The sequence below is a fragment of the Halopseudomonas sp. genome, from assembly GCF_041579695.1.
Lineage (GTDB): Bacteria > Pseudomonadota > Gammaproteobacteria > Pseudomonadales > Pseudomonadaceae > Halopseudomonas.
Genome location: NZ_JBFGFI010000001.1, coordinates 119,624 through 143,097 on the forward strand (window position 1 = coordinate 119,624; position 23,474 = coordinate 143,097).

At 62.0% G+C, this 23,474-nt stretch carries 21 protein-coding genes; 14 read left to right on the forward strand and 7 right to left on the reverse strand.

What is annotated here, in order from left to right:
- The first annotated feature begins 54 nt into the window (after positions 1-54).
- From ABYA88_RS00595 to ggt, 6 genes are all read left to right on the forward strand, one after another.
- A complete protein-coding gene (locus tag ABYA88_RS00595; RefSeq protein ID WP_373184465.1) occupies positions 55-1,497 on the forward strand; it encodes a coniferyl aldehyde dehydrogenase in 1,443 nt (480 codons plus the stop codon).
- Between the two features lie 16 nt (positions 1,498-1,513).
- On the forward strand, positions 1,514-2,047 hold the full coding sequence (locus ABYA88_RS00600) for a twin-arginine translocation signal domain-containing protein (protein ID WP_373184467.1): 534 nt from the start codon (positions 1,514-1,516) through the stop codon (positions 2,045-2,047).
- Between the two features lie 19 nt (positions 2,048-2,066).
- Positions 2,067-3,659 carry a GMC family oxidoreductase N-terminal domain-containing protein gene (locus ABYA88_RS00605; RefSeq protein WP_373184469.1) on the forward strand — a complete coding sequence of 531 codons (1,593 nt, stop codon included), beginning with the start codon at positions 2,067-2,069 and terminating at the stop codon, positions 3,657-3,659.
- 88 nt (positions 3,660-3,747) lie between these two features.
- The gene (gene coaD / locus ABYA88_RS00610; RefSeq protein WP_373184470.1) at positions 3,748-4,227 is read left to right on the forward strand and encodes a pantetheine-phosphate adenylyltransferase; all 480 of its coding nucleotides are present in this window, start codon (positions 3,748-3,750) and stop codon (positions 4,225-4,227) included.
- 32 nt (positions 4,228-4,259) lie between these two features.
- The gene (locus ABYA88_RS00615; RefSeq protein ID WP_373184472.1) at positions 4,260-4,508 is read left to right on the forward strand and encodes a YfhL family 4Fe-4S dicluster ferredoxin; all 249 of its coding nucleotides are present in this window, start codon (positions 4,260-4,262) and stop codon (positions 4,506-4,508) included.
- A gap of 3 nt (positions 4,509-4,511) precedes the next feature.
- Positions 4,512-6,275 carry a gamma-glutamyltransferase gene (ggt, locus tag ABYA88_RS00620; RefSeq protein ID WP_373184474.1) on the forward strand — a complete coding sequence of 588 codons (1,764 nt, stop codon included), beginning with the start codon at positions 4,512-4,514 and terminating at the stop codon, positions 6,273-6,275.
- Here ggt and ABYA88_RS00625 read toward each other — a convergent pair.
- From ABYA88_RS00625 to ABYA88_RS00645, 5 genes are all read right to left on the reverse strand, one after another.
- On the reverse strand, positions 6,262-8,115 hold the full coding sequence (locus tag ABYA88_RS00625) for a Na/Pi cotransporter family protein (RefSeq protein ID WP_373184476.1): 1,854 nt from the start codon (positions 8,113-8,115) through the stop codon (positions 6,262-6,264). The two genes, ggt and ABYA88_RS00625, sit on opposite strands and share 14 nt — an antisense overlap.
- Positions 8,116-8,179: 64 nt before the next feature.
- Complete coding sequence (locus ABYA88_RS00630) at positions 8,180-8,521, reverse strand: multidrug transporter (RefSeq protein WP_373184478.1); 342 nt, start codon at positions 8,519-8,521, stop codon at positions 8,180-8,182.
- A gap of 222 nt (positions 8,522-8,743) precedes the next feature.
- Positions 8,744-9,556, reverse strand: coding sequence for a bifunctional DNA-formamidopyrimidine glycosylase/DNA-(apurinic or apyrimidinic site) lyase (gene mutM, locus ABYA88_RS00635; RefSeq protein WP_373184479.1), 813 nt, complete (start codon positions 9,554-9,556; stop codon positions 8,744-8,746).
- 31 nt (positions 9,557-9,587) lie between these two features.
- Positions 9,588-10,931, reverse strand: a complete 1,344-nt coding sequence (locus ABYA88_RS00640) for a hypothetical protein (protein WP_373184481.1) — start codon at positions 10,929-10,931, stop codon at positions 9,588-9,590.
- Positions 10,932-10,950: 19 nt separating this feature from the next.
- Complete coding sequence (locus ABYA88_RS00645) at positions 10,951-11,379, reverse strand: PaaI family thioesterase (RefSeq protein WP_373184483.1); 429 nt, start codon at positions 11,377-11,379, stop codon at positions 10,951-10,953.
- Positions 11,380-11,561: 182 nt separating this feature from the next.
- Here ABYA88_RS00645 and ABYA88_RS00650 point away from each other — a divergent pair, with 182 nt between their 5' ends.
- The 4 genes from ABYA88_RS00650 (at position 11,562) to ABYA88_RS00665 (ending at position 15,293) form a co-directional block, all read left to right on the forward strand.
- Positions 11,562-13,076, forward strand: a complete 1,515-nt coding sequence (locus tag ABYA88_RS00650) for a 3-hydroxyacyl-CoA dehydrogenase (protein WP_373184485.1) — start codon at positions 11,562-11,564, stop codon at positions 13,074-13,076.
- 6 nt (positions 13,077-13,082) lie between these two features.
- Positions 13,083-14,282 carry a 3-oxoadipyl-CoA thiolase gene (locus ABYA88_RS00655; protein WP_373184487.1) on the forward strand — a complete coding sequence of 400 codons (1,200 nt, stop codon included), beginning with the start codon at positions 13,083-13,085 and terminating at the stop codon, positions 14,280-14,282.
- A 181-nt stretch (positions 14,283-14,463) separates the two neighbouring features.
- Positions 14,464-14,760, forward strand: a complete 297-nt coding sequence (locus tag ABYA88_RS00660) for a hypothetical protein (RefSeq protein WP_373184489.1) — start codon at positions 14,464-14,466, stop codon at positions 14,758-14,760.
- 50 nt (positions 14,761-14,810) lie between these two features.
- Positions 14,811-15,293: a YbhB/YbcL family Raf kinase inhibitor-like protein gene (locus tag ABYA88_RS00665; RefSeq protein ID WP_373184491.1), complete on the forward strand. Its 483-nt coding sequence runs from the start codon at positions 14,811-14,813 to the stop codon at positions 15,291-15,293.
- 10 nt (positions 15,294-15,303) lie between these two features.
- Here ABYA88_RS00665 and ABYA88_RS00670 read toward each other — a convergent pair whose 3' ends face one another.
- Positions 15,304-15,975 carry a crotonase/enoyl-CoA hydratase family protein gene (locus ABYA88_RS00670; protein WP_373184493.1) on the reverse strand — a complete coding sequence of 224 codons (672 nt, stop codon included), beginning with the start codon at positions 15,973-15,975 and terminating at the stop codon, positions 15,304-15,306.
- Positions 15,972-17,597 carry an AMP-binding protein gene (locus ABYA88_RS00675; RefSeq protein WP_373184495.1) on the reverse strand — a complete coding sequence of 542 codons (1,626 nt, stop codon included), beginning with the start codon at positions 17,595-17,597 and terminating at the stop codon, positions 15,972-15,974. The genes ABYA88_RS00670 and ABYA88_RS00675 overlap by 4 nt, the downstream gene beginning before the upstream one ends.
- A gap of 226 nt (positions 17,598-17,823) precedes the next feature.
- On the opposite strand from ABYA88_RS00675, the gene ABYA88_RS00680 reads away from it, so the two are divergent.
- The 4 genes from ABYA88_RS00680 (at position 17,824) to ABYA88_RS00695 (ending at position 23,380) form a co-directional block, all read left to right on the forward strand.
- A complete protein-coding gene (locus tag ABYA88_RS00680) occupies positions 17,824-18,618 on the forward strand; it encodes an IclR family transcriptional regulator (protein ID WP_373184497.1) in 795 nt (264 codons plus the stop codon).
- Positions 18,619-18,871: 253 nt separating this feature from the next.
- Complete coding sequence (locus tag ABYA88_RS00685) at positions 18,872-20,965, forward strand: 3-hydroxyacyl-CoA dehydrogenase NAD-binding domain-containing protein (protein WP_373184499.1); 2,094 nt, start codon at positions 18,872-18,874, stop codon at positions 20,963-20,965.
- A 74-nt stretch (positions 20,966-21,039) separates the two neighbouring features.
- Positions 21,040-22,236, forward strand: coding sequence for an acyl-CoA dehydrogenase family protein (locus ABYA88_RS00690; RefSeq protein ID WP_373184500.1), 1,197 nt, complete (start codon positions 21,040-21,042; stop codon positions 22,234-22,236).
- Between the two features lie 10 nt (positions 22,237-22,246).
- Positions 22,247-23,380, forward strand: a complete 1,134-nt coding sequence (locus tag ABYA88_RS00695; RefSeq protein ID WP_373184502.1) for an acyl-CoA dehydrogenase family protein — start codon at positions 22,247-22,249, stop codon at positions 23,378-23,380.
- The last annotated feature ends 94 nt before the right edge of the window (positions 23,381-23,474 follow it).

Here is a 23,474-nt window from a genome sequence, read left to right on the forward strand (position 1 = left end):
TACCTTTCCTCAAATACTAAACCGACCTGACAGAGGTCCTGCCGGAGCGTTCACATGGTAGCCGATATTGCTTATATGCAGGACCAGCAACAGGCGATTTCACGCATGCAGCAGCTGTTCGAGCAACAGCGTGAGGCCTTCCGCCACAGCCCGATGCCGTCGGCGGAAAACCGGATCGATGCACTCAAGGCGCTCAAGGCTGCATTGCTGCGCTACCAGGAGCCGCTGATCCATGCCATCAGCAGCGACTTCGGCCGCCGCTCGGCCGACGAGACAAAGCTCGCCGAAATCCTGCCGGCGCTCGAAGGTATCAAGTATGTGAGCAAACGCCTGCGAAGCTGGATGAAACCCTCGTCTCGCCACGTCGGCATGGCCTTCCAGCCGGGCAAGGCCAAGGTCATCTACCAGCCGCTGGGTGTGGTCGGCGTAATCGTTCCCTGGAATTACCCGCTGTATCTGGCGATGGGCCCCCTGACTGGCGCCCTGGCCGCCGGCAACCGGGTGATGATCAAGATGAGCGAGTCCACGCCGGAGACCGCGAAGGTTTTCGCCCAGATGCTGGGTGATATTTTCGCCGAGGACCAGGTGGCAGTGATCACCGGCGAGGCAGAAGTCGGCATGGCCTTCTCGCAGCTGGCATTCGACCATCTGCTGTTCACCGGCAGCACCGGCATCGGCAAGCATGTGATGCGCGCTGCCGCAGAGAACCTGACCCCGGTCACGCTGGAGCTGGGCGGCAAGTCGCCGGCCATCGTATCCAAGGATGTGCCCATGGCCGACGCCGCTGAGCGCATTGCTTTCGGCAAGGGAGTTAATGCGGGGCAGACCTGCGTCGCCCCGGACTACGTGCTGTGCCCGCGCGAGCGCGTGGACGACCTGATCGAAGCCTTGCGCAGCCAGTTCGCCCGGCTCTATCCCAGCCTGCGTGACAATGCCGACTACACCCAGGTGGTCAATCCGCGCCAGTACCAGCGCATTCAGGGCTATCTGCAGGATGCTCGCGACAAGGGTGCACGGGTAATCGAGCTGAACCCGGCCGACGAGGATTTCAGCGATACCCGCGTGCTACCGCCGACATTGCTGCTGGATGTCACCGATGACATGAAGATCATGCAGGAAGAGATCTTCGGTCCGCTGATGCCGATTCTGCCGTATGACCGCATCGAAGAAGCGATGGACTATATTGCCGACCGGCCGCGCCCGCTGGCGCTCTACTATTTCGGTTACGACAGGGCCGAACAGGAGCGGCTGATGAACCAGACCCACGCCGGCGGCATGTGTATCAACGACACCATCCTGCACGTGGCGCAGGATGACATGCCCTTTGGTGGCATCGGCCCCTCCGGCATGGGCCACTACCATGGCCATGAGGGTTTTCTGACATTCAGCAAGGCCAAGGGTGTGTATATCAAGCAACGCTTCAACGGTGCCCGGCCGATCTACCCGCCCTATGGAGGCGCGGTGCTCAAGCTGGTCTACAAACTGTTCATCCGTTGATCGTCAGGAGCCGAAAATGACGTCTCTAACTTCCGCGCAGCTCAATCGGCGCCAGTTTCTCAAGCTCGGCGCGGGTGCCAGTGCCGCGCTCGCTACCGTCGGCATGACTGCCACCCTGTCCGGTTGCAGCAGCAGCCAACCAGCCAGCGGCTATGCAGTGCTGCGTGACAGCGATATTCCGGTCGTGTCAGCAATAATGCGCGGCCTTGTGGGACCGCATCCGGCTGTCGACCGGGACAATCTTCAGGCCGCGATACAACAGCTCGACACCACCCTGGCCTGGACCTCTGACGCAGTGCAGAGCCAGGTCGGCGATCTGCTCGGCATGCTCTCAATGCCGCTGACCCGTGGCCCGCTGACCGGCATCTGGGGTAGTTGGGACTCCGCTTCTACCGCCGATGTGCAGGCGTTTCTGCAGCGCTGGCGCGACAGCCGCCTGGACATGCTGCGCCAGGGCCATAGCGCTCTGAGCCAGCTGCTGCTGATGGCCTGGTATGCCACCCCCGCTTCCTGGGCCGCCGCCGGCTACCCCGGTCCGCCCCAAATCTGATTCTCTGCAGGTAATTTCCATGCCCGTTCCTGATCTGTTTTTACAAGGCATTGACCGCGGCTGGCACGTGCTGGATGCCAGCGATTTCAACTCCGAACGGACCTTCGAAGCCGACGTAATCATCATCGGCACCGGTGCCGGCGGTGGTACCAGTGCCGAAATCCTGGCCCAGGCCGGCCTCAAGGTGCTGCTGGTGGAAGAAGGCACGCTGAAGACCTCCAGCGACTTCAAGAACGATGAAGCCAAGGCCTATGCCGAGCTTTATCAGGAGGGCGCTGCCCGGGCTACCGCCGACGGCGGCATCGGCATTCTTCAGGGCCGTACGGTCGGCGGGACGACTACAGTCAACTGGACCAGCAGCTTCCGCACCCCCGACCAGACCCTGACCCACTGGGCTGACGTGCATGGCGTCAAGGGGCTGGACTCGGCCAGCATGGCGCCCTGGTTCGCCCGCATGGAAGAGCGTCTGGGCGTGGCTCCCTGGGCCGTGCCGGCGAATGCCAACAACGACGTCATACGCGCCGGCTGCGAGTCCCTGGGCTGGCACTGGCAGGTGATTCCGCGCAACGTGCGTGGCTGCTGGAACCTCGGCTACTGCGGCACCGGCTGCCCGACCAATGCCAAGCAATCGATGCTGGTCACCACGATACCGTCGGCGCTGGACAAAGGCGCCACGCTGATCCACACCGCACGGGCGGAAAAGCTGGTGCTGGAGGGCGACCGGGTGACCGGTGTGCAATGCCGGGCGATGAATGACCGGCTGACCAGCGCCGATGGCCAGCGCTTTACCCTGCGCGGTCGTCATGTGGTGCTCGCTGGCGGCGCGATCAACAGCCCCGGCCTGCTCCTGCGCTCCAACGCGCCGGACCCGCACGGCCGTCTGGGCAAGCGTACCTTCCTGCATCCGGTGAATTTCAACGTCGCCCAGTACGACACCGACATCAACGGTTTCTATGGCGCCCCACAGTCGATCTACTCCGACCAGTTCCAGTGGAACAACGGCACTACCGGGCCTATCGGTTTCAAGCTCGAAGTACCGCCGATGCAGCCGAGCATTACCTCTGCACTGCTGGGCGGGCATGGCCAGACCAACTTCGAGCGCAATCAGAAGCTGGCCCAGAGCAACATCGTGATTGCACTGATGCGCGACGGTTTCGACGAACGCAGCCAGGGCGGCAGTGTGGCGCTGCGCGAAGACGGCAATCCGGTGCTGGACTATCCGCTGGATGATTACATCTGGGACGGCGCCCGCCGCGCCTGGCTGGCCATGGGCGAGATCCAGTTCGCTGCTGGCGCCTCTGCGGTGATGCCGGTGCACAGCCAGGGCCAGCTGAGCCGCAGCTGGGCGGATTTCCAGCAGCAGGTCGAGGGCTTGCGCTATGCGATCTACGATGTGCGCCTGGCCAGTGCCCACGTGATGGGCGGCTGCGCGATGGGTGAGGACCCAACGCAGGCGGTGACGGACAGCCTGGGCCGCCACCACCAGATCGAGAACCTGTCGATATTCGACGGCTCGCTGTTCCCCACCAGCATCGGCGCCAATCCACAGCTGTCGATCTACGGCCTGGTATCGAAACTAGCGAGCAGCCTGGCCACCCGGATGCAAGCATAGGCATGGGGCTGGAGCGCACTGGTTGGCCCCGGCGGCGGCATTGGGCTACCATCTGCGCATCAACCCCACTGTTGCAGGATCACGCGCAATGAACACGGTTCTTTATCCCGGCACTTTCGACCCTATCACCAAGGGCCATACCGATCTGGTGGAGCGCGCCTCCCGCCTGTTCGACAAGGTTATCGTCGCCGTCGCCGCCAGCACCAAGAAGAATCCGGCGTTCACCCTCGACGAGCGGGTGAACATGGCCCGTGAAGTATTGGCACATGTGCCTAACGTGGAGGTAGTGGGTTTTTCCGAGCTACTGGCGCACTTCGTCAAGAAGGTGGATGCCAACGTTTTGCTGCGCGGCCTGCGCGCGGTATCGGACTTCGAGTATGAATTCCAGCTGGCGAATATGAACCGGGTGCTGGCACCCGATGTCGAAAGCCTGTTCCTGACGCCGTCGGAGCAGTATTCTTATATCTCCTCCTCGCTGGTGCGTGAGATTGCCGCGCTGAACGGGGACGTCACCAAGTTTGTGCACCCGACCGTCAACGAGGCGCTGATCAAGCGTTACCACGAATAGACTGTCGGGCCTTCACGCGGAGCTCCCGATCCATGTCCCTGATAATCACCGACGATTGCATCAATTGCGACGTCTGCGAACCCGAATGCCCCAATAACGCCATTTCCCAGGGGGAAGAGATCTATGTGATCGACCCCAACCTGTGTACCGAGTGTGCCGGGCATTTTGACAAACCCCAGTGCCAGCAGGTGTGCCCGGTCGACTGCATTCCACTCGATCCGGAACACGTTGAGAGCCAGGAAGAATTGCTGGAGAAATACCACACTCTGACAGGCCAATAAGCCATGACTGCACTGCGCGCGCCATTCGCCACGGGCCTCAGGAGCCTGCTACTGATTCTCTCTCTCGCCAGCGCGGTGCCCGCCATGGCTGCGCTGGATCAACAGGCGGTGGCCAGTGCACATCCTGCAGCCACTGCCGCCGGCCATCGGACTCTCGATCAGGGCGGCAATGCCTTCGACGCCGCGGTGGCCGTGGCAGCGACGCTCGGTGTGGTCGAGCCCTACAGCTCCGGGCTGGGCGGCGGCGGATTCTTTCTGTTGCGTGAAAGCGCCGAGCCAACAGCCCGCTACCTGTTCCTCGATGCGCGGGAAACCGCACCGCTGGACGCCGGTCGGGATTTCTATCGGGATAGTGAAGGTGAAGTGCAGCGCGACCCGGCCATCAACGGACCGCGCGCCGCCGGTATTCCCGGCCTGCCGGCTGCGCTGGTCAAGCTCAGCGTGGAATACGGCAAGCTGCCCCTGAGCACCAGCCTGCAGCCGGCGATCGAGGCCGCAGAGCAGGGTTTCGCGGTTACAAGCCGCTACCGCGCTCTTGGCGCATTCCGCCTCGAAACCATGCGCGCTGATGCCGAGACTACCCGGCTGTTCCTGCGCGATGGTGAACTGCCCGCCGAAGGTACAATATTGCGACAGCCGGAACTGGCCGAAACTCTCCGCCAGCTCGCCGCCAAGGGCCGTGCAGGCTTCTACCAGGGTCCGGTTGCCAGCCAACTGCTCGCTGCGGTGCAGGGCGCAGGTGGCGCCTGGCAGCAGGCTGACCTCGATGCCTATCGGGTGATACCGCGCCAGCCTGTCCGTTTCCGCAGTCACGGCCACGAGATTATCAGCGCCCCGCTGCCCTCTGCCGGCGGCATTGCGCTGGCCGGGATCCTCCAGGGTCTGGAAGCCTTGCCCGACGCGGCGCCTGGTTCCACAGCGCGCACCCACCAACTGGTCGAGCTGATGCGTCGGGTCTACCGCGACCGTCTGCTGCTCGGTGACAGCGACTTTGTAGCGGTACCGGTCGAGCGTCTGCTTTCAAAGGAACATGCCCGTAACATCGCCGCCGACATCGACTCGCAGCGTGCCACGCCCAGTCTGGAGCTCGGCCCGCCCGCGCCCTTCAGCGAGGGCAACAACACTTCGCACTTTTCCCTGGTCGATCGTCACGGCAATGCGGTCGCGGCCACCCTGAGCATCAATCTGCCGTTCGGCGCGGCCTTCACTGTGCCGGGCATCGGTGTACTGCTGAATAACGAGATGGACGATTTTGCCGCCGACCCGGAGGGTGTGAATGCCTACGGACTGACCGGCAGCGCGGCCAATGCAATCGCACCGGGTAAACGCCCACTGTCGAGCATGACGCCGACCATGCTGGAAAATGACCGGCACCTGGCGGTACTCGGCACTCCCGGCGGCAGCCGCATCATCACCATGGTGCTGTTGGGCGCGCTGGAAGCCGTCAGGGGCGAGCCGCCGCACGCCTGGGTCAGCCGGCCGCGCTTTCACCACCAATATCTGCCCGATCATATCCAGGTCGAGGATGATGCCATCAACACGGAGCAGCGTGCCGAGCTGGCAGCCATGGGTCACAGTTTCAAGGCTGTCGGCCGCGACTATGGCGACATGCATGCAGTGCAGTGGGACAAGACTGCCGGCACGCTGAAGGCCGCCAGTGACCCGCGGGGAGTCGGACAGGCCCGGGTCGAGGCGCCGGGAGAAACCTCACCGGCCGCCGGACCCGCCGCTGATACCCAGGCCCGGCCCGCGGTTACGGCAGAGTAAGCGAAGGCTCTATTCTCGCTGGCGGCTCACCCAGCACGGCGTCGATCGGCGCCAGCGGCTTTTCTACCAACACCCCGTGGGCGCGGAACAGGTGACGCCGTATACGCAGCGCAGCATGCAGGTCATTGAGCATTGAAGTCGCCTGCCAGCCGTCCAGCTGGCGGTCGCGCAGGTGATTCTGAACTGTCTGCTGATAATGCTCGGCAAACAGCGCTTCCTCCTCCTCGTAGCGCTCGAACAACTCCGTCTGCGCCTCGCGGTCGCCATGCATATCGAGTAGCCGGCCCAGCTCGACCACGGCCAGACCGCACTGCTCGCGCAACATGTCGTAGGCCTGGTGAATCGCCGGCTGGGTACTGTCGATCTGCTTGCGCAGGTTGCGTTGCAGGTAGTTCGCCGCCTTCACCGCCTCAATCAGCTCCCGCGCCGCGGCATTGTCATCCAGCAGCAGTTTCTGCTGTTCCGGTCGCAGCGAACGGTCGATCCGACTGCAGAAGTCGATGATGTCGGCATACACGCCCTTGACGTGCCTCTCGTAGAGCGCCTCGGCGTCCTCGCGTTGCTCCAGCGGCACTGCGCGCAGCACCAGCCGGTGCAATCTCTCACGCGAGATGTCCTGCAGCGCCGCTGGGGGCAGATATACCGCCGCGGCGACCACCTGTCTGGCCAGCGCCGCCAGATTGCGGACCTCCTGATCCAGCACCTTCAGCGCGGTATCGCTGTGCAGCAGCGCGCTGTCATTGAGAAATCGCGCACGCATCCGTGGCTGCTCGCTGAGACTCAGCGATTCGTCTGTCGGGGTCGCCAGCGATGGCAGATCCGGCAGCCAGCGCATCAGGTATTTCACCAGCAGCGGAATCATCGGCAGCATGATGACCAACCCGAGGACGTTGAACAGCGTATGGAACAGCGCCAGCTTTAGGGTGTGGGCGTCAGCCGCGATCCCCAGCAGCGCCGCAGTCCAGTCCACCGACCTGACCAGAGCGGGCAGAAAGGCCAGCGCCACCACAGCGGTCACCAGATTGAACAGGATGTGCGCGGCAGCCAGGCGGCGGCCGGCATTATTGCTGCCAATGGCGCCGATCACCGCAGTGACCGTGGTCCCCAGGTTGGCCCCCACCGCCATGGCCAGCGCATTGCCGTACAACAGCTGGCCGCTGGCCAGGGCAGCCAGGGTAAGCATCAGCGCGGCGTGGCTGGATTGCATCAGCACGGTGGCCATCAGACCGATAAACGCATAGATCAGTACGCTGGTCCAGCCGGATACAGGCATGCTTTCAAGCCTGAGCAGACCCTCGAATCCGGCAAATCCGGCCTTCATCAGATCGATACCCAGGAACAACAGGCCGATCCCCAGGAGTAGCTGGCCAAGGCCCTTCCAGAGATTTTCGACGCGGCGTCCCAGCAGCACGCCAAATACCAGCAGAGGCATCGCCGCGATCGACAGGTCGACCTTCAGGCCGACCAGCGCAATCAGCCAGGCGCCGGTCGTGGTCCCCAGGTTGGCGCCGAAAACGATGCCGATGCCCGCCACCAGGCTGATCATCCCGGCACTCAGGAACGCGATCGTCAGGAGGGTGATCAGGGAGCTCGATTGCACCAGGGCCGTGCTGGCAACGCCGAACAGCAGACTTTTCCACAGCCGGTTGGTGCTGCGCTTGAGCCAACGTTCCAGCGCCCCACCGGTAAAGGCGCGAAAGCCATCCTGCAAGTGGAACATGCCAAGCATGAAAAGCGCGATACCGGCCGCCAGGGTAGCCAGGTCCGATTTCCAGACAAAAAGAACGATGAGCGCCAGCAAAAGTACCGGCACCCAGAAGGGTTTGAATATATTGCGCATCAGCCTACTACTCGTGAAAGGCTGCGGACTGCTGCCGCGGGTCGACAGCCCGCGGCCACCAGGATCAGCGACGCTCGTCGCTGTGCTTGCGGCCGTAACCGCTCTTGGTGCAGCCCAGGCAGCGGACAAAGGTCGCCTCGCCAGGCCGTACTACCAGCTCGCGTCCGGCCTCAGCGGTATTACCGGCCGCCAGCGTGAAGGGCAGACTGACCACAAAAGCCGCGGCACCGATTGCGGTAACGCCCGCGAGCAGCGGGCGGGCGATGAGCAGATCACCAATCATCGCGAAGTAGCCAGGCTCATCTGTGTATCCGACGTATCCGGTTTGATTCGGCTCGACAGCCTGTGCAGCAGCGCTGAGCAGCAGGCCAGCCATCAAGGCTGTGGTGTGACGTAACAGGCGCATATTGGGAATCCCTGGTTGTGGCCCGAGAGGCCTTTGGTCTTGTTGAGCTATCCATCCGGGATAGCCGTCACTCATCATTGTAGGCACATTTGCGGAATTGCGGAATTGCGGAATCCGATGCCGTGGAAATGCGACCCGCGTGGGCCAAGAGCTCTTCGACAGTAAGCCAGAACCCTGCGCCAGGCACAATACACCGGCTGCAAGCCTCCGCCGGAAGATAGGTTAACGTTGGCAAAGACGGCAAAAAACCGAGCTGCGCTGCCCCAGGCGGGTCTCCGACAAGGTAGTGCCGCAAAGCTTGCACAATTCACCGCCGCGGCCATAGACGAACAGCTCCTGCTGAAAATAACCTGGCTGGCCGTCGCCACCGGTGAAATCGCGCAAGGTAGTACCGCCACGCTCGATCGCATGCGCGAGTACGCGGCGGATTTCTGCTGCCAGGCGCTGGTAACGGGCGCGGCTGATACGCCCGGCTTCGCGGCGAGGATCGATACCGGCAGCAAACAGCGCTTCGCTGGCGTAGATGTTGCCGACACCGACCACCACCGCGTTATCCATGATGAAGGGTTTGACCGCACTGGTCTTGCCCCGCGAGCACTGGTACAGGCGCTCGCCGTCAAACAGATCGGACAACGGCTCGGGACCCAGCCGCGAGAGCAGCGGGTGCACCTCGCCGGCCTTGATCCAGAGCATCGCACCGAAACGCCGCGGATCGGTGTAGCGCAGCGCCAAACCGGAATCCAGTTCGATATCCACATGCTCATGCTTGAGCGACGGAGTACCCACTGGCACCAGGCGCAGGTTACCCGACATGCCCAGATGGCTGATCAGGCTACCGCCGCCAATATCCATCAGCAGATACTTGGCCCGGCGGCGGATCTGGCTGAAGGTCTGGCCCTCGATCTGGATCGCCAGGTCTTCTGGAATCGGCCAGCGCAGCCGACGCTCGCGCACCACCAGCCGGGTCACGGTGCGCCCCTCCAGATGCGGCGCGATACCGCGCCGGGTGGTTTCCACTTCGGGTAGTTCGGGCATGCTCGATCAACCTGTCATCGGGTTCAGGGTCTCAGCTGTGCCACCAGTAGGTGGCGAACAACAGCAGCAGCAGCAGCGGCATCACGCTTGCAACAAAGCGTCCGTTCCAGCCGAAGGCCACGCGAAAAGGCGTTTCCCCGCTATAGCGCGCCAGTATCAGCGTCGAGGGGCCGAATGGCGAGCAGATCATTGCCAGCGAGAAACCACACATCAGCCCCACTGCCGGCGTCATGATCGGCACGCCGAGCAGCGCCAACTGGGAGAGCAACCCGGCGATCAGCGACAGCGAGACGATCGGTGCCACACCGAGCACCGCCAGGGTAATAGTACTGAACAGACTCACTACCGCCAGCAGCAGATTGTACTTGGGCTCGGCGGCCAGCCACGCGGCTATTTCCTCCAGCGGGGCGATTGCGCCCAGCGCGCCGCCGAGCAGCGCAGCGCAGCCGAAGATGAACATCTCGTTGTGCATGCTCGACATGTTCTCGGCGATCTCGCCCAGCGCCTGCTTCGGCGAGCGGTCACGCCAGAGCAGATACAGCGTCACGCCCACCGGGACCAGCAACATCGCCGACTGCGGTGCGCTGAGTACCGTCTGCCAGGCCAACAGACCGATCAGCATCAGCCCCAGCAGGCTGCCACCCAGCAGACCCCACATGCCCTCGGCGCGGGTGGTGTCGCCGATATCGTCACGCAGCGCCAGCAACCCGCGGGTTTCGCGGCGCCAGCCAACCAGGATCATCATCACCGCGGCCACCGCGCCATAGGGCACCATGCTGCTCCAGGACAGTTCGGGCATTTCCCGGGAAATGATCGCAATGGTCACACTGGTCGGCGCCAGCAGCGGCACCAGCGCAAAGCCGCGCAGGGTGGTGACCATGACGCTGCGCAGACCCTCGCGGCGCTGCAGATCGGTCAACGGATAGCGCCGCAGATGGGTCGCCAGGGTGCCGCAAAGCAGGTTCATCATGCCGAAGTTGAGGATCGAGCCGATGCTGCCGGCGGTCAGCACATAACGCGGGTAGAGCACTACCTTGGAACCTGATAGCAGCGCCTTGTGCAGCTCACTGAGCTGCGGCAGCCGCTTGGCCAGCAGTTGCATCAGGCCCAGGGCGCCGAGGAAGCTGGTGTAATAGGCCGCCGAACCGGCCAGCTTCGGCCATAACGAGGCGTCGGTTCGGGGATTGAATGCAGCCGCCACCAGGACGCCGAGAGTGATGATGCCCAGCCAGCGCGGGTAAGGATTGAGGCGGTTGAAATGCAGCAGGAAGTACGCCAGAAACGCCAGTGCTGCCAGCCAGCTGAGCCACGAGGTCTGGCTGAGCAGCGCCAGCAGTTCAAGGGCAACGCCCAGCGGCAGAAGCACAGTAGTCATGGGCGGCCCGGCTCACAGCTCACGGCAGATCCTTGCGGTAGGCACCTTTCTTGAACACGCCCTCGCCGAAACCCAGCAGGGTGTCGTTCTCGTCGAGCAGATCGCAGGCAGCCATGAATATCTTGTGCCCGCCACTGCGCCGGGTAGCCACCGCGCGTACCCGGGTGCCCAGGGCTGCGGTAGCGGAGAAATTGACGTTCATCGAGAGCGTGATAGCGACCCGGCGCTCTTCGGCGCTCGGCGCCCAGGTGCCACACAAACCCATGGCGATGTCGAGCAGGCTGGCGGTCACACCCCCGTGCAGGTTGCTGGCGTTATTCAGATGTTTTTCGGTCAGGGTCAAGGCAACGACGGCGCGGCCCTCGGAGTATTCGAGCAATTCACAGCCCAGGTCCTGAAAGAATCCGGTTACGGACTGTGCCACTGCCTGGCGATGGTCGGGGTTCACGGCTAGGTCACCTTTTGTTCACTACACTGATGCAGATATTGGCTTGGAGGATTGGCTGCAGAGTATGCCACAGGTCCGCCATCGACGAACTTGCGCTCATCCGGCGCAGGATTTAATCTCGCACGGTCATGAACGAAATACTATTTCGCACAGCGAAACAAGAATAACCGAGGAGGCATTGCATGTTCAACCGAATTGGCGTGATCGGCGCAGGCGCGATGGGCCGTGGTATTGCCCAGCTGTTCGCCAGCAGCGGTCAGCAGGTCCTGATCCATGATACGCGCTCTGAAGCCATCGACGACGCGATCGACTTCAACCGCAACCTGCTCAAGCGCTCGGTTGCCAAGGGCAAGCTCAGCGAAGCCGATTTCGACGCGACCATGCAACGCATGCAGCCGGCGGCAGAACTGAGCGACCTGAAGGATTGCGATCTGGTGATCGAGGCGATCGTCGAGCTACTCGAGGTCAAGCAGAAGCTGTTCGACCAGCTTGAAGCCCTGGTCAGCGATGAGTGCGTGCTGGCCACCAACACCTCATCGCTCTCGGTGACCCGGATCGCCAGCAGTTGCAAGCGCCCGCAACGGGTGGCCGGCTTCCACTTCTTCAACCCCGTACCAGTGATGAAAATCGTCGAAGTGGTGCGCGGCGAACGCACGGAAGAAGGCGTTATCCAGAACCTGGTCAAGCTGGCCGAAAATGCCGGTCACTTTGCCGCGATCACGCCGGACACCCCCGGCTTCCTGGTCAACCATGCCGGCCGCGCGTTCGGCACAGAAGCGCTGCGCATACTCAGCGAAGGCATTGCCACACCCGCGCAGATCGACCGCATCCTGCGCGACGGCCCCGGTTTCCGCATGGGTCCGTTCGAACTGTTCGACCTGACCGGCCTGGATGTATCCCACGCGGTAATGGAGTCGGTCTACGAGCAGTTCTATCACGACCCGCGCTATACGCCCTCGTTCATCGCCGCCCAGCGCGTAGCCGCCGGGCTGCTGGGTCGCAAGACTGGCCAGGGTTTCTACCGCTACGAGGACGGCCAGAAAATTGAGCCGCAAGAGCGCGCGCCGGAAACCGTAATCGTCGACCGTCCCTTCTGGCTGCAGAGCGAAGATGCCGCGCTGCGCGCGAACGTTGCCAGCGTGCTGGAAAAAGCCGGCGCCTCGCTGGAAAGCGGTGCGCAGCCCTCTGATAGCGCCATATGCCTGATCACACCACTGGGTGAAGACTGCACCGCTGCCCTGACCCGCCTGCAACTACCCGCCGCCCGGACCCTGGCGCTGGACAGCCTGGCCAGCTGGGACAAGCGCCGCACGCTGATGCGCCAGCCCGCCGCCGAGGCTGCACTGGTGGCGCAGGCACACCAAGCGCTGTCTGCAGACGGCGTACCGGTGGAAGTGATCAATGACTCTCCGGGTTTCGTGATCCAGCGGCTGATCGCTGGCGTCGCCAACCTGGGCAGCGAAATTGCCCAGAAAGGCATTGCCACCCCCGAAACGCTCGACCGGGCGATCCAGCTGGCCCTGGGTTATCCGAAGGGTCCTCTGGCGTTTGGCGAGCATTACGGCAAACAGAACATCCTGACCATTCTGACCAACATGCAGCAGACCTACGGCGAGCCCCGCTACCGTCCCAGCCCCTGGCTGCGCCGCCGCGTGCAGCTCGATCTGCCTCTCACTACACCCGATTTCCAGGAGTAAGCGTTAATGACTGCCTATATCTATGATGGTTTGCGTTCCCCTTTCGGCCGCCACGCCGGCGCTCTGGCCAGCGTGCGCCCGGATGATCTGCTCGCCGAAGTTATGCGCGCTCTGGTTGCCCGTAACCCCTTCGATCAAGGTGACTATGAAGACGTGGTGATGGGTTGCACCAACCAGGCCGGCGAAGATGCGCGCAACATTGCCCGCCATGCCGCGTTGCTGGCTGGCCTGCCGCAGGAAGTACCCGGCCTGACGGTCAACCGCCTGTGCGGCTCCGGTCTGGCTGCGGTTCTAGACGCCCATCGCATGGTCCGAGCCGGCGAAGGCGAGCTGATTATCGCCGGTGGTGCCGAGAGCATGAGCCGTGCGCCATTCGTTATCGCCAAGAGCGAGAGCCCCTACTCCCGCGAGTTCCGCGCGTTCGACAGTACTATCGGTGCGCGCTTCCCTAACCCGAAAGTGGAGAAGGAATACGGCTGCGACACCATGCCCGAGACCGCCGACAACGTCGCCGAGAAGCTGGGCATCACTCGCGAGGAGGCAGACACCTACGCCGCCCGCAGCCAGGCGCTGTATGAAAAAGCCCGCGCTGAGGGATTCTTCGCCGAAGAGATCCATCCCATCGAGGTCTCCCAAGGTCGCAAGAAGCCAGCCAAGCTCGTTGACCAGGATGAGCATCCCCGTCCGCAGAGCGATATGGAAGCACTCGGCAAGTTGCGCCCGCTGTTCGAAGGCGGCGTGGTCACCGCCGGCAACGCCTCAGGCGTAAACGATGGCGCCGCGGCGCTGCTGATCGGCAACGAAGCGGTAGGCAAGAAATACAACATTACGCCGCGGGCACGCATCCTCAGCGGCGCGGTGGCCGGTGTTGAGCCACGCCTGATGGGCTTGGGCCCGGTCGAAGCCTGCAAGAAGGCTCTGGCCCGCTCAGGCTTGACGCTGGATGACATGGATGTGATCGAGATCAATGAGGCCTTTGCGTCCCAGGTGCTGGGCTGCGCGAAGATGCTCGGCCTGGATTTCAACGATCCACGGCTGAACCCCAACGGTGGCGCGATTGCCGTCGGCCATCCCCTCGGCGCCTCCGGTGCGCGTCTGACGCTGACGGCGCTGCGCCAGCTGGAGCGCACCGGCAAGCGCTATGCGCTGGTCAGCCTGTGCATCGGCCTGGGCCAGGGTGTCGCTGCGGTCATCGAGCGAGTCTGAGTGCAAACCCCACCGCTCCCGGACGAGAGAAGCACAGCGCTTTTTCTCCGAATCGGGCCGGTGGGTTTTCCTGTTCATCTTCCCGCCCGGCACTCTATGCTGCATCGCCTGCGTACGGCAGTAGACCGACTTCTGCTAAGGTATGCCTGCGCTAACGCCTGAATTATCGTGGAAACAATTAATGCAATTATCGTCCAATCCCTTTGAATGGCTGGGTGAAGCTCTGGGCACACTGGTCCGTCTGGTTGTCGACAGCCTGGCCTGGGTATTCGACGTCCTGAGCGGTGCGAGCAGCGCCTTTGTAGACGGATTTTCCCGCGCACTGGGCGTAGACAGCAATATCTTTACCGTCGTCGCGGTCATCATCGGCCTGCTGCTGATCTATGCCGGCGTGCGCTCGCTGCTGCGGCGGCAGTTTGTCGGAGCAGTGATCTGGCTGCTGTTTGGCTTGTGGCTGCTCAGCGCGCTGATTCGCTGAGAACGCATTCTCGATCGATCACTCAATCGCTGAAAATCAAGGAGTACAGTATGGGTTTCGCATTTTCCAACGACATGCAGCTGACCAGCGGCGCCTTCAGTCACGATGGCGCCATCCCCGCCCGCTTCACCGGTGAAGGAGAAGATGTTTCCCCGGCGCTGAGCTGGAGCAATCCGCCCGAGGGCACCCAAGGTTATGCTGTCATCTGTCACGATCCGGATGCGCCGCTGATCTCGGCCAATGGTACTTACGGGTTCGTGCACTGGACGCTGTACAACATCCCCGGCTCTGTAACCGAGCTAAAGGAAGGCACCGGCGACTTCACTCAGGGCAAGAACAACTTTGGCAAGACCGGTTATAAAGGCCCGATGCCGCCCGAGGGCCACGGCCAGCACAAGTACTACTTCTGGGTACTGGCACTGGACCAGGAGCTTGATCTGCCGGCCAATCTCAGCCTCTGGGAACTACTGGCCAAGGTCGAGCCGCATTGCCTTGCGATGAACCGCCTGATTGGTACCTACCAGCGCGGCTAACGCTGAACCTTCAGGACAGCGCCAGCAGCTTTACCAGCTCTGCACGCAGCGGAGCGTTGAGCAGCTGGCGTGATTCACGGTAGGCGCGGCGGTCAAGCGCGGCAAGCGTGGTGAGCTTCTCGCGCGCCTTGCCCAGCAATTGCGCCGGCGAGGCCAACTCGTCGAGAAAGCCGGCCGCCAAGGCCTGTACCGGATCAAGTGCTTCAGCCTGCAGCGCACAACGCGAAAGCCAGGTGGGTGCCAGGCGCTCGCGCGCCAGAGCCATCGCCGCATCCGGCATGGTCATGCCGATCGCCACTTCGTTCAGACTCACCCGGAAACCTCCGGCAGCCCCCAGCCGATAGTCGGCCAGCAGCAGCATGAAACCGGCCTTGGCCATCGCATGCCCGGTACAGGCAATCACCAGCGGCGCGGGATGATCCAGCAGGGCCAGGGTCAGCCTGTCACCGGCGGCCCGCATCGCCACACTGGCTGGCCCACCGGCGGCGATCAATCGACGATCATAACCGGCACTGAAGCATCCGGAACGACCAAAAATCAGCACCGGCAGATCGGCTTCAGCAGCTTTGCTCAGCGCGACCAGCAGATCCCCTATCATCGCCTCGGAGAGGGCGTTGACCTTGCCGTCGTCCATCGCGATTTCCGCCAGGCCATTGTTCACCTGATATGTCAGCGCGCTCATGAAGCAACCTGAGCGCGTGCTTCATCGCGCAGCACCCGGCGCAGCAGCTTGCCGACGGTGGACTTGGGCAGATCGTCGCGGATCTCTACCGAGCTGGGCACCTTGTACCCGGTCAGATGCTCTCGGCAGTGGGCAATGATTGCGTCCTTGTCGAGACTGTTGTCGCTCAGGCTGACGAACAGCTTGATCGCCTCGCCCTTTTTCTCGTCGGGGATACCCACGGCCACACACTCGCGAATGCCCGGATGCTGCATGACCACATCCTCGATCTCGTTGGGATAGACATTGAAACCCGAGACCAGAATCATGTCCTTCTTGCGATCGACCAGTTTGAGAAAGCCTTCCTGGTCTATCACGCCAACATCGCCGGTCTTCAACCAGCCATCCTCGGTGATGCTTTCTGCGGTGGCTTCCGGGCGCTGCCAGTAACCCTGCATTACCTGCGGGCCGCGGATCAACAGCTCGCCGGGCTCGCCGCGCGGTGTCTCCTTGCCATCGTCGTCGACGGTACGCATTTCGGTATCGATCACAGCGCGGCCGATAAAGCCTTCCTTGTAGGGCGTGAACGCGGTGGAGGCGACGACTACCGGCGAGGTCTCGGTCAGGCCATAGCCTTCGCGCACCACGCTGCCAGTCCGGGCCTGCCAGCGCTTGGCAATTTCGGTGTTCAGCGGTGCACCACCGGAGTTGACCCACTTGAGGCGGCTGAAGTCGATGCTGTCGAACTCGGGGTGCGCCATCAGCGAGACGAACAGTGAATTGATGCCGGTCAGCAGCGTGATCCGGTGACGCTTGAGGTCGGCAATCATGCCGTCCAGATCGCGCGGGTTGGTGATCAGCACGCTGTGGAAACCGGTGGCCACCGAGGCGATGCAATTGGCCGTGAATGCGAAGATATGGTACAGCGGCAACGGCGACACCCGGACCTCATTGCCATACTCCACGTCACCCGGACGAATGATATTGGTCGCCTGCAGCACGTTGCTGAGAATATTGCGGTGCGACAGCATCGCGCCCTTGGATACTCCGGTAGTGCCGCCGGTGTATTGCAGCAGCGCCAGGTCATCCAGATCGCGTTCGGGCTTTACTGGCGGGAGCTTTTCGCCTTCGCGTAGCGCCTGCATGAAGCGCACTTCGTCGTCGGCTTCGCTGACATATTCGGGATGGGCGAAATCATCCAGGCCGGTGACGATCAGCAACTCGATCTCAGTTTCGCCCTGAATCTTGCGCACCAGCGGCACCAGCTTGTCGAGCACCACGACGGCCTTCGCGCCGGAGTCGGCAAACTGGTGACGTGCTTCGTAGGGGGTGTATTGCGGATTGGTATTGACGATCACCAGCCCGGCTTTTAACGCACCGAAAATGGCAATGGTGTATTGCAGCAGGTTCGGTAACTGGATGGCCAGCCGATCGCCCGGCTGCAGGCCGGCCGGTCCGCGCAGGTAGCGGGCAAAAGCGTCGGCGCGTTGTTCCAGCCCGGTGAAGCTCAGCGTATCGGTACCGCAGGAGAAGGCCGGTTTGTCGCCATAATCCTGGCAGGCTTTGGCCAGCACGTCGCTGATATTGGTGTGTCCCGACTGCGCCAACTGGGCACCGACGGTAGAGTGAGCGGGTGTCGACATGAGAACCTCTTATTTGGATCGTGATTTTGCACAGCGGAATACAATACCAAAAAGATGCTATTCTATCGCCTTTCGCTGTGCAATCATTGGGACGCACGCAAAATCGTACCGCCAGGCAGAATCGGTACGATTCCGCGCTCGTCACAATAAAAACAGAACAAAGCCGCCCCGATCACGCCGTACAGTGATCGCGAGTGCAGGCTGCGCTTTAGCAAGGTAACCGGCCATGAACGACGACCTCAGTACACTCAGTGAAGCCACACCGGCCAAGGATCGCAAGTTTGTCGAGGCGCTGTCGCGCGGTCTCGATGTGCTGCGCGCTTTCAGCCAGGGCAGCGTCGTGATGGGCAATCAGGATATCGCCCGGATCACCGGCCTGCCCAAACCGACCGTCTCGCGCATGACCTACACGCTGACCAAGCTCGGCTATCTGAGCTACTCGCCGCAACTGGAAAAATACCAACTCGACTCAGGCGTGCTCGCGCTGGGCTACGCCTACGTCTCCAATCTGCGCGTACGCCAACTGGCCAAGCCCTACATGGATGAGTTTGCGCGCTCGACCAACACGTCCGTTGGCCTGACCTGCCGTGACCGTTTATCGATGATCTATGTGGAAAATTGCCGCCCGGCGGAAACCACCTCCCTGCGCATGGACGTCGGCGTGCGCCTGCCGCTGGGCACCACGGCCGCCGGTCGCGCCTATCTGGCAGCCATGAAGGAAGAAGAGCGCAGCCATGTGATCGCCGCACTGGCCGACCGCAGCCCCGACACCTGGCCGGAGACCGCCGTGCGCCTGGAGAAAGCCTTCGAGGACTACGCGCGCCACGGATTCTGTCTTTCCCTGGGTGACTGGGACCGCAACGTCAACGCTGCTGGCGTGCCGCTGCAGCTGCAGGACGGCACCTTGATGGCCCTGACCTGCGGCGCGCCGTCGTATCTGGTGTCGGAGGAGAAGGTTCAGAACCAGCTGGCCCACCAACTGGCGATGCTGGCGCGGGATATCGAACGGCTAGGTGTCTGATGCTGGAAGTTATCCAGAGGCAATCTAGATCTACCACCGCCTGAAGAGTCCAATTACGGACTCCAGGCGGGCAATGGTGTCCCCTAGGCCATCACTCCAGCTGATCGGTGTGTATTTCATTCTTACCAGGCATCGACAACGGCTTTATTTTTTTGTATTTTGCCTAGCGGAATATGATTTCATTATTTCGCATAGTGAAACTGAATACGCATAGCGAAACAGCTTTTATCATCACAACAGATGGAGATTGAGCATGTCGGACGTGGTCACACTGGAACGACAAGGCGCCATAGCGGTTGTCAGGGTCAACAACCCCCCGGTCAACGCCCTGGGTATCGCGGTACGCGAGGGCCTGCAGGAAAGCTTCAACGCCGCCGAAGCCGATCCCGAGGTCAAAGCCATCGTCCTGGTCTGCGAAGGTTCGACCTTTATGGCCGGTGCCGACATCAAGGAATTCGGCAAGCCGCCGAAAGCGCCTGGTCTGCCGGAAGTGGTCAATGGCATCGAAGCCGGCAGCAAGCCGAGCGTTGCCGTCATTCACGGCACTGCGCTGGGCGGTGGCCTGGAAGTGGCCGTCAGCTGCCACTACCGCATTGCGCTGAAGAGTGCGAAAGTCGGCCTGCCGGAAGTCAAGCTGGGTCTGCTGCCCGGCGCCGGTGGCACCCAGCGCCTGCCACGCCTGGTTGGCGTACAGAAAGCCCTGGACATGATCGTCAGCGGCAACCCGATAGGCGCGGTCGATGCTCATGAGCTGGGCATAGTCGACGAGCTGATCGAGGGCGACCTGACCGCTGCCGGCATCGCCTACGCGCAAAAGCTGATTGATCAGGGCAAGGGTGCCCGCCGCACCGGCGAGCGTACCGACAAGCTCGAAGGCATCGACAACGCGGCGCTGGTTGCGGCCAAGCGTGCCGAGATCGAGAAAAAGATGCCTGGCCTGTTCTCGCCACAGCGTTGCATCTCCGCTGTCGAAGCCTCCTTCACGCTGCCGCTGGAAGAGGGTCTCAAGCGCGAGCGCGAACTGTTCGCCGAGTGCCTGGTGTCGCCGCAGCGCGGAGCACTGGTGCACGCTTTCTTTACCGAGCGTCTGGCCTCGAAGATCGACGACCTGCCCAAGGACACGCCGACCCGCGAGATCAAGTCTGCCGGCGTGATTGGCGGCGGCACCATGGGTGTCGGCATCGCGATGTGCTTTGCCAACGCCGGCATTCCGGTGAAGATTCTGGAAGTCAGCGAGGACGCCAAGAGCAAAGCCATGCAGCGTTGCCGCGACACCTACATGATGAGTGTGAAGCGCGGCAGCGTGACTGAAGACGCGATGAACAAGCGTCTCGCGCTGATCGAAGGCGTGACCGATTATGCCGATCTGTCCAGCGTGGATCTGGTGGTCGAGGCCGTTTTCGAAGACATGAAGGTCAAGCAGGCCGTTTTCGAAGCACTGGACAAACACTGCAAACCCGGCGCGATCCTGGCCAGCAACACCTCTTCGCTGGATCTGAACCAGATTGCCGAATTCACCCAGCGTCCGCAGGACGTGGTGGGCCTGCATTTCTTCAGCCCGGCCAACGTGATGCGTCTGCTCGAAGTCGTCCGCGGCGAGAAGACCGCCAAGGACGTCCTGGCGACCGCGATGGCGATCGGCAAGAAGCTGAAGAAAGTCGCCGTCCCGGTCGGCGTCTGCGACGGCTTTGTTGGCAATCGCATGGTCTTTCAGTATGGCCGCGAAGCCGAATTCCTGCTCGAGGAGGGCGCCACTCCAGCCCAGGTCGATGGCGCACTGCGCAAGTTCGGCATGGCCATGGGCCCGTTTGCGATGCGTGATCTGTCCGGCCTGGACATCGGTCTGAGCATCCGCACCCGCCAACGCGAAACGCTGCCGGCTGAATTCAAGCTGCCGACGATCCTTGATCGCATGGCCGAGGCAGGTATGCTGGGTCAGAAGACCGGTCGCGGCTTCTACCTGTACGAAAAAGGCTCGCGCACGCCACTGGACAATCCAGCCCTGCCGGCGATCCTCGAAGCGGCTTCAAAGGAACAGGGTATAGAACGTCGCCAGCTGTCGGAGGAGTACATTCTCGAGCGTACCCTGTTTGCATTGATCAACGAGGGCGCGAAGATCCTCGAGGAAGGTATTGCCCAGCGCGCCAGTGACATTGACGTCATTTACATCAATGGTTACGGCTTCCCCGCACATCAGGGTGGCCCGATGTTTTATGCTGACAGTCTTGGGCTGGATCAGGTGTATGCCCGGATCAGCGCTTTCCACAAGGAGCACGGCGCCTGGTGGAAACCTGCTCCATTGCTGGAGAAGCTTGCCAGAGAAGGCCGTAAGTTCGCCGATCTCTGATAGCCGATCACTAATGACCGGGGCCGCGCGGCACAAACCGCAGGCCCGGAACTGTATTTAAACGAGGACCTGACATGGACATTCATTACACCCCAGAAGAACTCGCTTTCCGCGATGAAGTGCGGGAGTTCCTGAAGAACGAGTTGCCCGAAGACATCTCTGCCAAGGTAAAGAACGGCAAGAACCTGTCCAAGGAAGACCATGAGCGCTGGCAGAAAATCCTGTCCAAGCGTGGCTGGTACGCACCAGGCTGGCCAGTCGAGCACGGCGGCACTACCTGGGGACCCGTTGAAAAACACATCTTTGACGAAGAGTCTGCTGCTTTCGGCGCGCCGCGCACCGTTCCGTTCGGCGTCAACATGGTTGCTCCGGTGATCATCAAGTTCGGCACAGAAGAGCAGAAGCAGCACTACCTGCCGCGCATTCTCTCCGGTGAAGACTGGTGGTGCCAAGGTTATTCCGAGCCAGGCGCCGGTTCTGACCTGGCCTCGCTGAAGACCCGCGCAGTCCGTGAAGGTGATCACTACATCGTCAGCGGTCAGAAAACCTGGACTACCCTGGGCCAGCACGCCAACTGGATTTTCTGTCTGGTGCGTACCGATCCCGAAGCCCAGCAACAGCGCGGTATTTCCTTCCTGCTGATCGATATGGCGACTCCGGGTATCACCGTACGTCCGATCATCACCCTGGACGGCGACCATGAAGTCAACGAAGTGTTCTTCGACGACGTCAAGGTGCCGGTAGAGAACCTGGTCGGCGAAGAGAACAAGGGCTGGACCTGCGCCAAGTACCTGCTGACCCACGAACGCACGGGCCTGGCCGGCATCGGCGCCTCCAAAGCGGCGCTGACCCACCTGAAGAAGGTGGCCAAGCAGCAGCACAAGAACGGCAAGCCGCTTATCGACGATGCGGTTTTCCGTGCCCAGGTCGCGGAGGTTGAAATCGAACTGATGGCCGCCGAAATGAGCACGCTGCGCATCATCGCAGCCGCGAAGGAAGGTGGCGTACCCGGTGCCGAGAGCTCGATCCTCAAGGTCAAGGGCACCGAAATCCGTCAGGCGATCACCAATCTGCTGCGCAAGGCGATTGGCCCGTATGCCCTGCCCTTCCTGCCGGAGGAGCTGGAATATGATTATGACGGCGAGATGCTGAACACCGAATCCAGCCCGGCGCTGGCAGGTGATTACTTCAACATGCGCAAACTGTCGATCTTCGGCGGATCCAATGAGATCCAGAAGAACATCGTCTCTAAAATGATTCTGGAACTGTAGGAGATTAGTCGTGGACTTCAAACTCACAGAAGAGCAACAGATGCTGCAGGAAACCGCGGCGCGTCTGGTACGCGACGCCTACACCTTCGACAAGCGCGAGAAATTCAGCGCGAGCGAGACTGGCTTCAGCCCTGAATTCTGGCAGCAGATGGGTGAACTGGGCCTGACCGCCATTCCTTTCCCCGAGGAACTCGGTGGCTTTGGCGGCACCGGCGTGGAAAACATGCTGATCATGCAGGAACTGGGTCGCGGTATTACCCTGGAGCCCTACATGGAATCGGTCATCCTGGCCGGCGGTCTGATCACCCAGCTGGGTTCGGACGCACAAAAGGAAGAGCTGCTGGGCGCGATCGCCAGCGGTGAGCTGCAGGCCGCCGTCGCATTCGACGAGCCGAGCAGCCATTACCTGCTCAACGATGTGCAGACCACCGCCAAGCAGGACGGTAGCGACTGGACCCTGAGCGGCCGCAAGGCTGTAGTCATCGGTGGTCACACCGCTGGCAAGATTCTGGTATCGGCCCGTACCGCTGGCGACGTCCGTGACGAGCAGGGAATCAGCCTGTTCATCATCGATTCCAACGCTGCCGGCGTCAGCCGCCGCACATACGCGACTGTAGATGGTCGCAAGGGTTGCGAGCTGTTCCTGGACAATGTTCAGGGCGAACTGCTCGGTACGGCCGGTGAAGCCTTCGCTGCCATAACCTATCAGGCTGGCCGCGCGATGGCCGCGCTGTGCGCCGAAGCCATCGGCGCGATGGAAGTGGCCTGCGACATGACGCTTGACTACCTCAAGCAGCGCAAGCAGTTCGGTGTACCGATCGGCAAGTTCCAGGCACTGCAGCACCGCATGGTGGATATGCGTACTGAACTGGAGCAGGCTACCTCGATGACCATTCTTGCCGCCTGCGTCGCTGACGAGGCTGACAGTGAAGAGCGCAGCCGGACTCTTGCTGCAGCCAAGTTCCTGGTAAACCGTTCCGCGCGCAAGGTTGCCGAAGAGGCGATCCAGCTGCACGGCGGTATCGCGATGACCTGGGAATATTCGCTGGCCCACTACGCCAAGCGTCTGGTCATGATCAGTCATCAGTTGGGTGACGACGACCATCATCTGGAAGCATACGCTAAGCTGATGAGCGTAGCCTGAGCGACATCTCTACCGGAATAACGGCAATTTCGCCGTTATTCCGGCACTTTTGCCATGTGTTTTAGCAAATTGGCACTATCGGGCAGTGTATTGG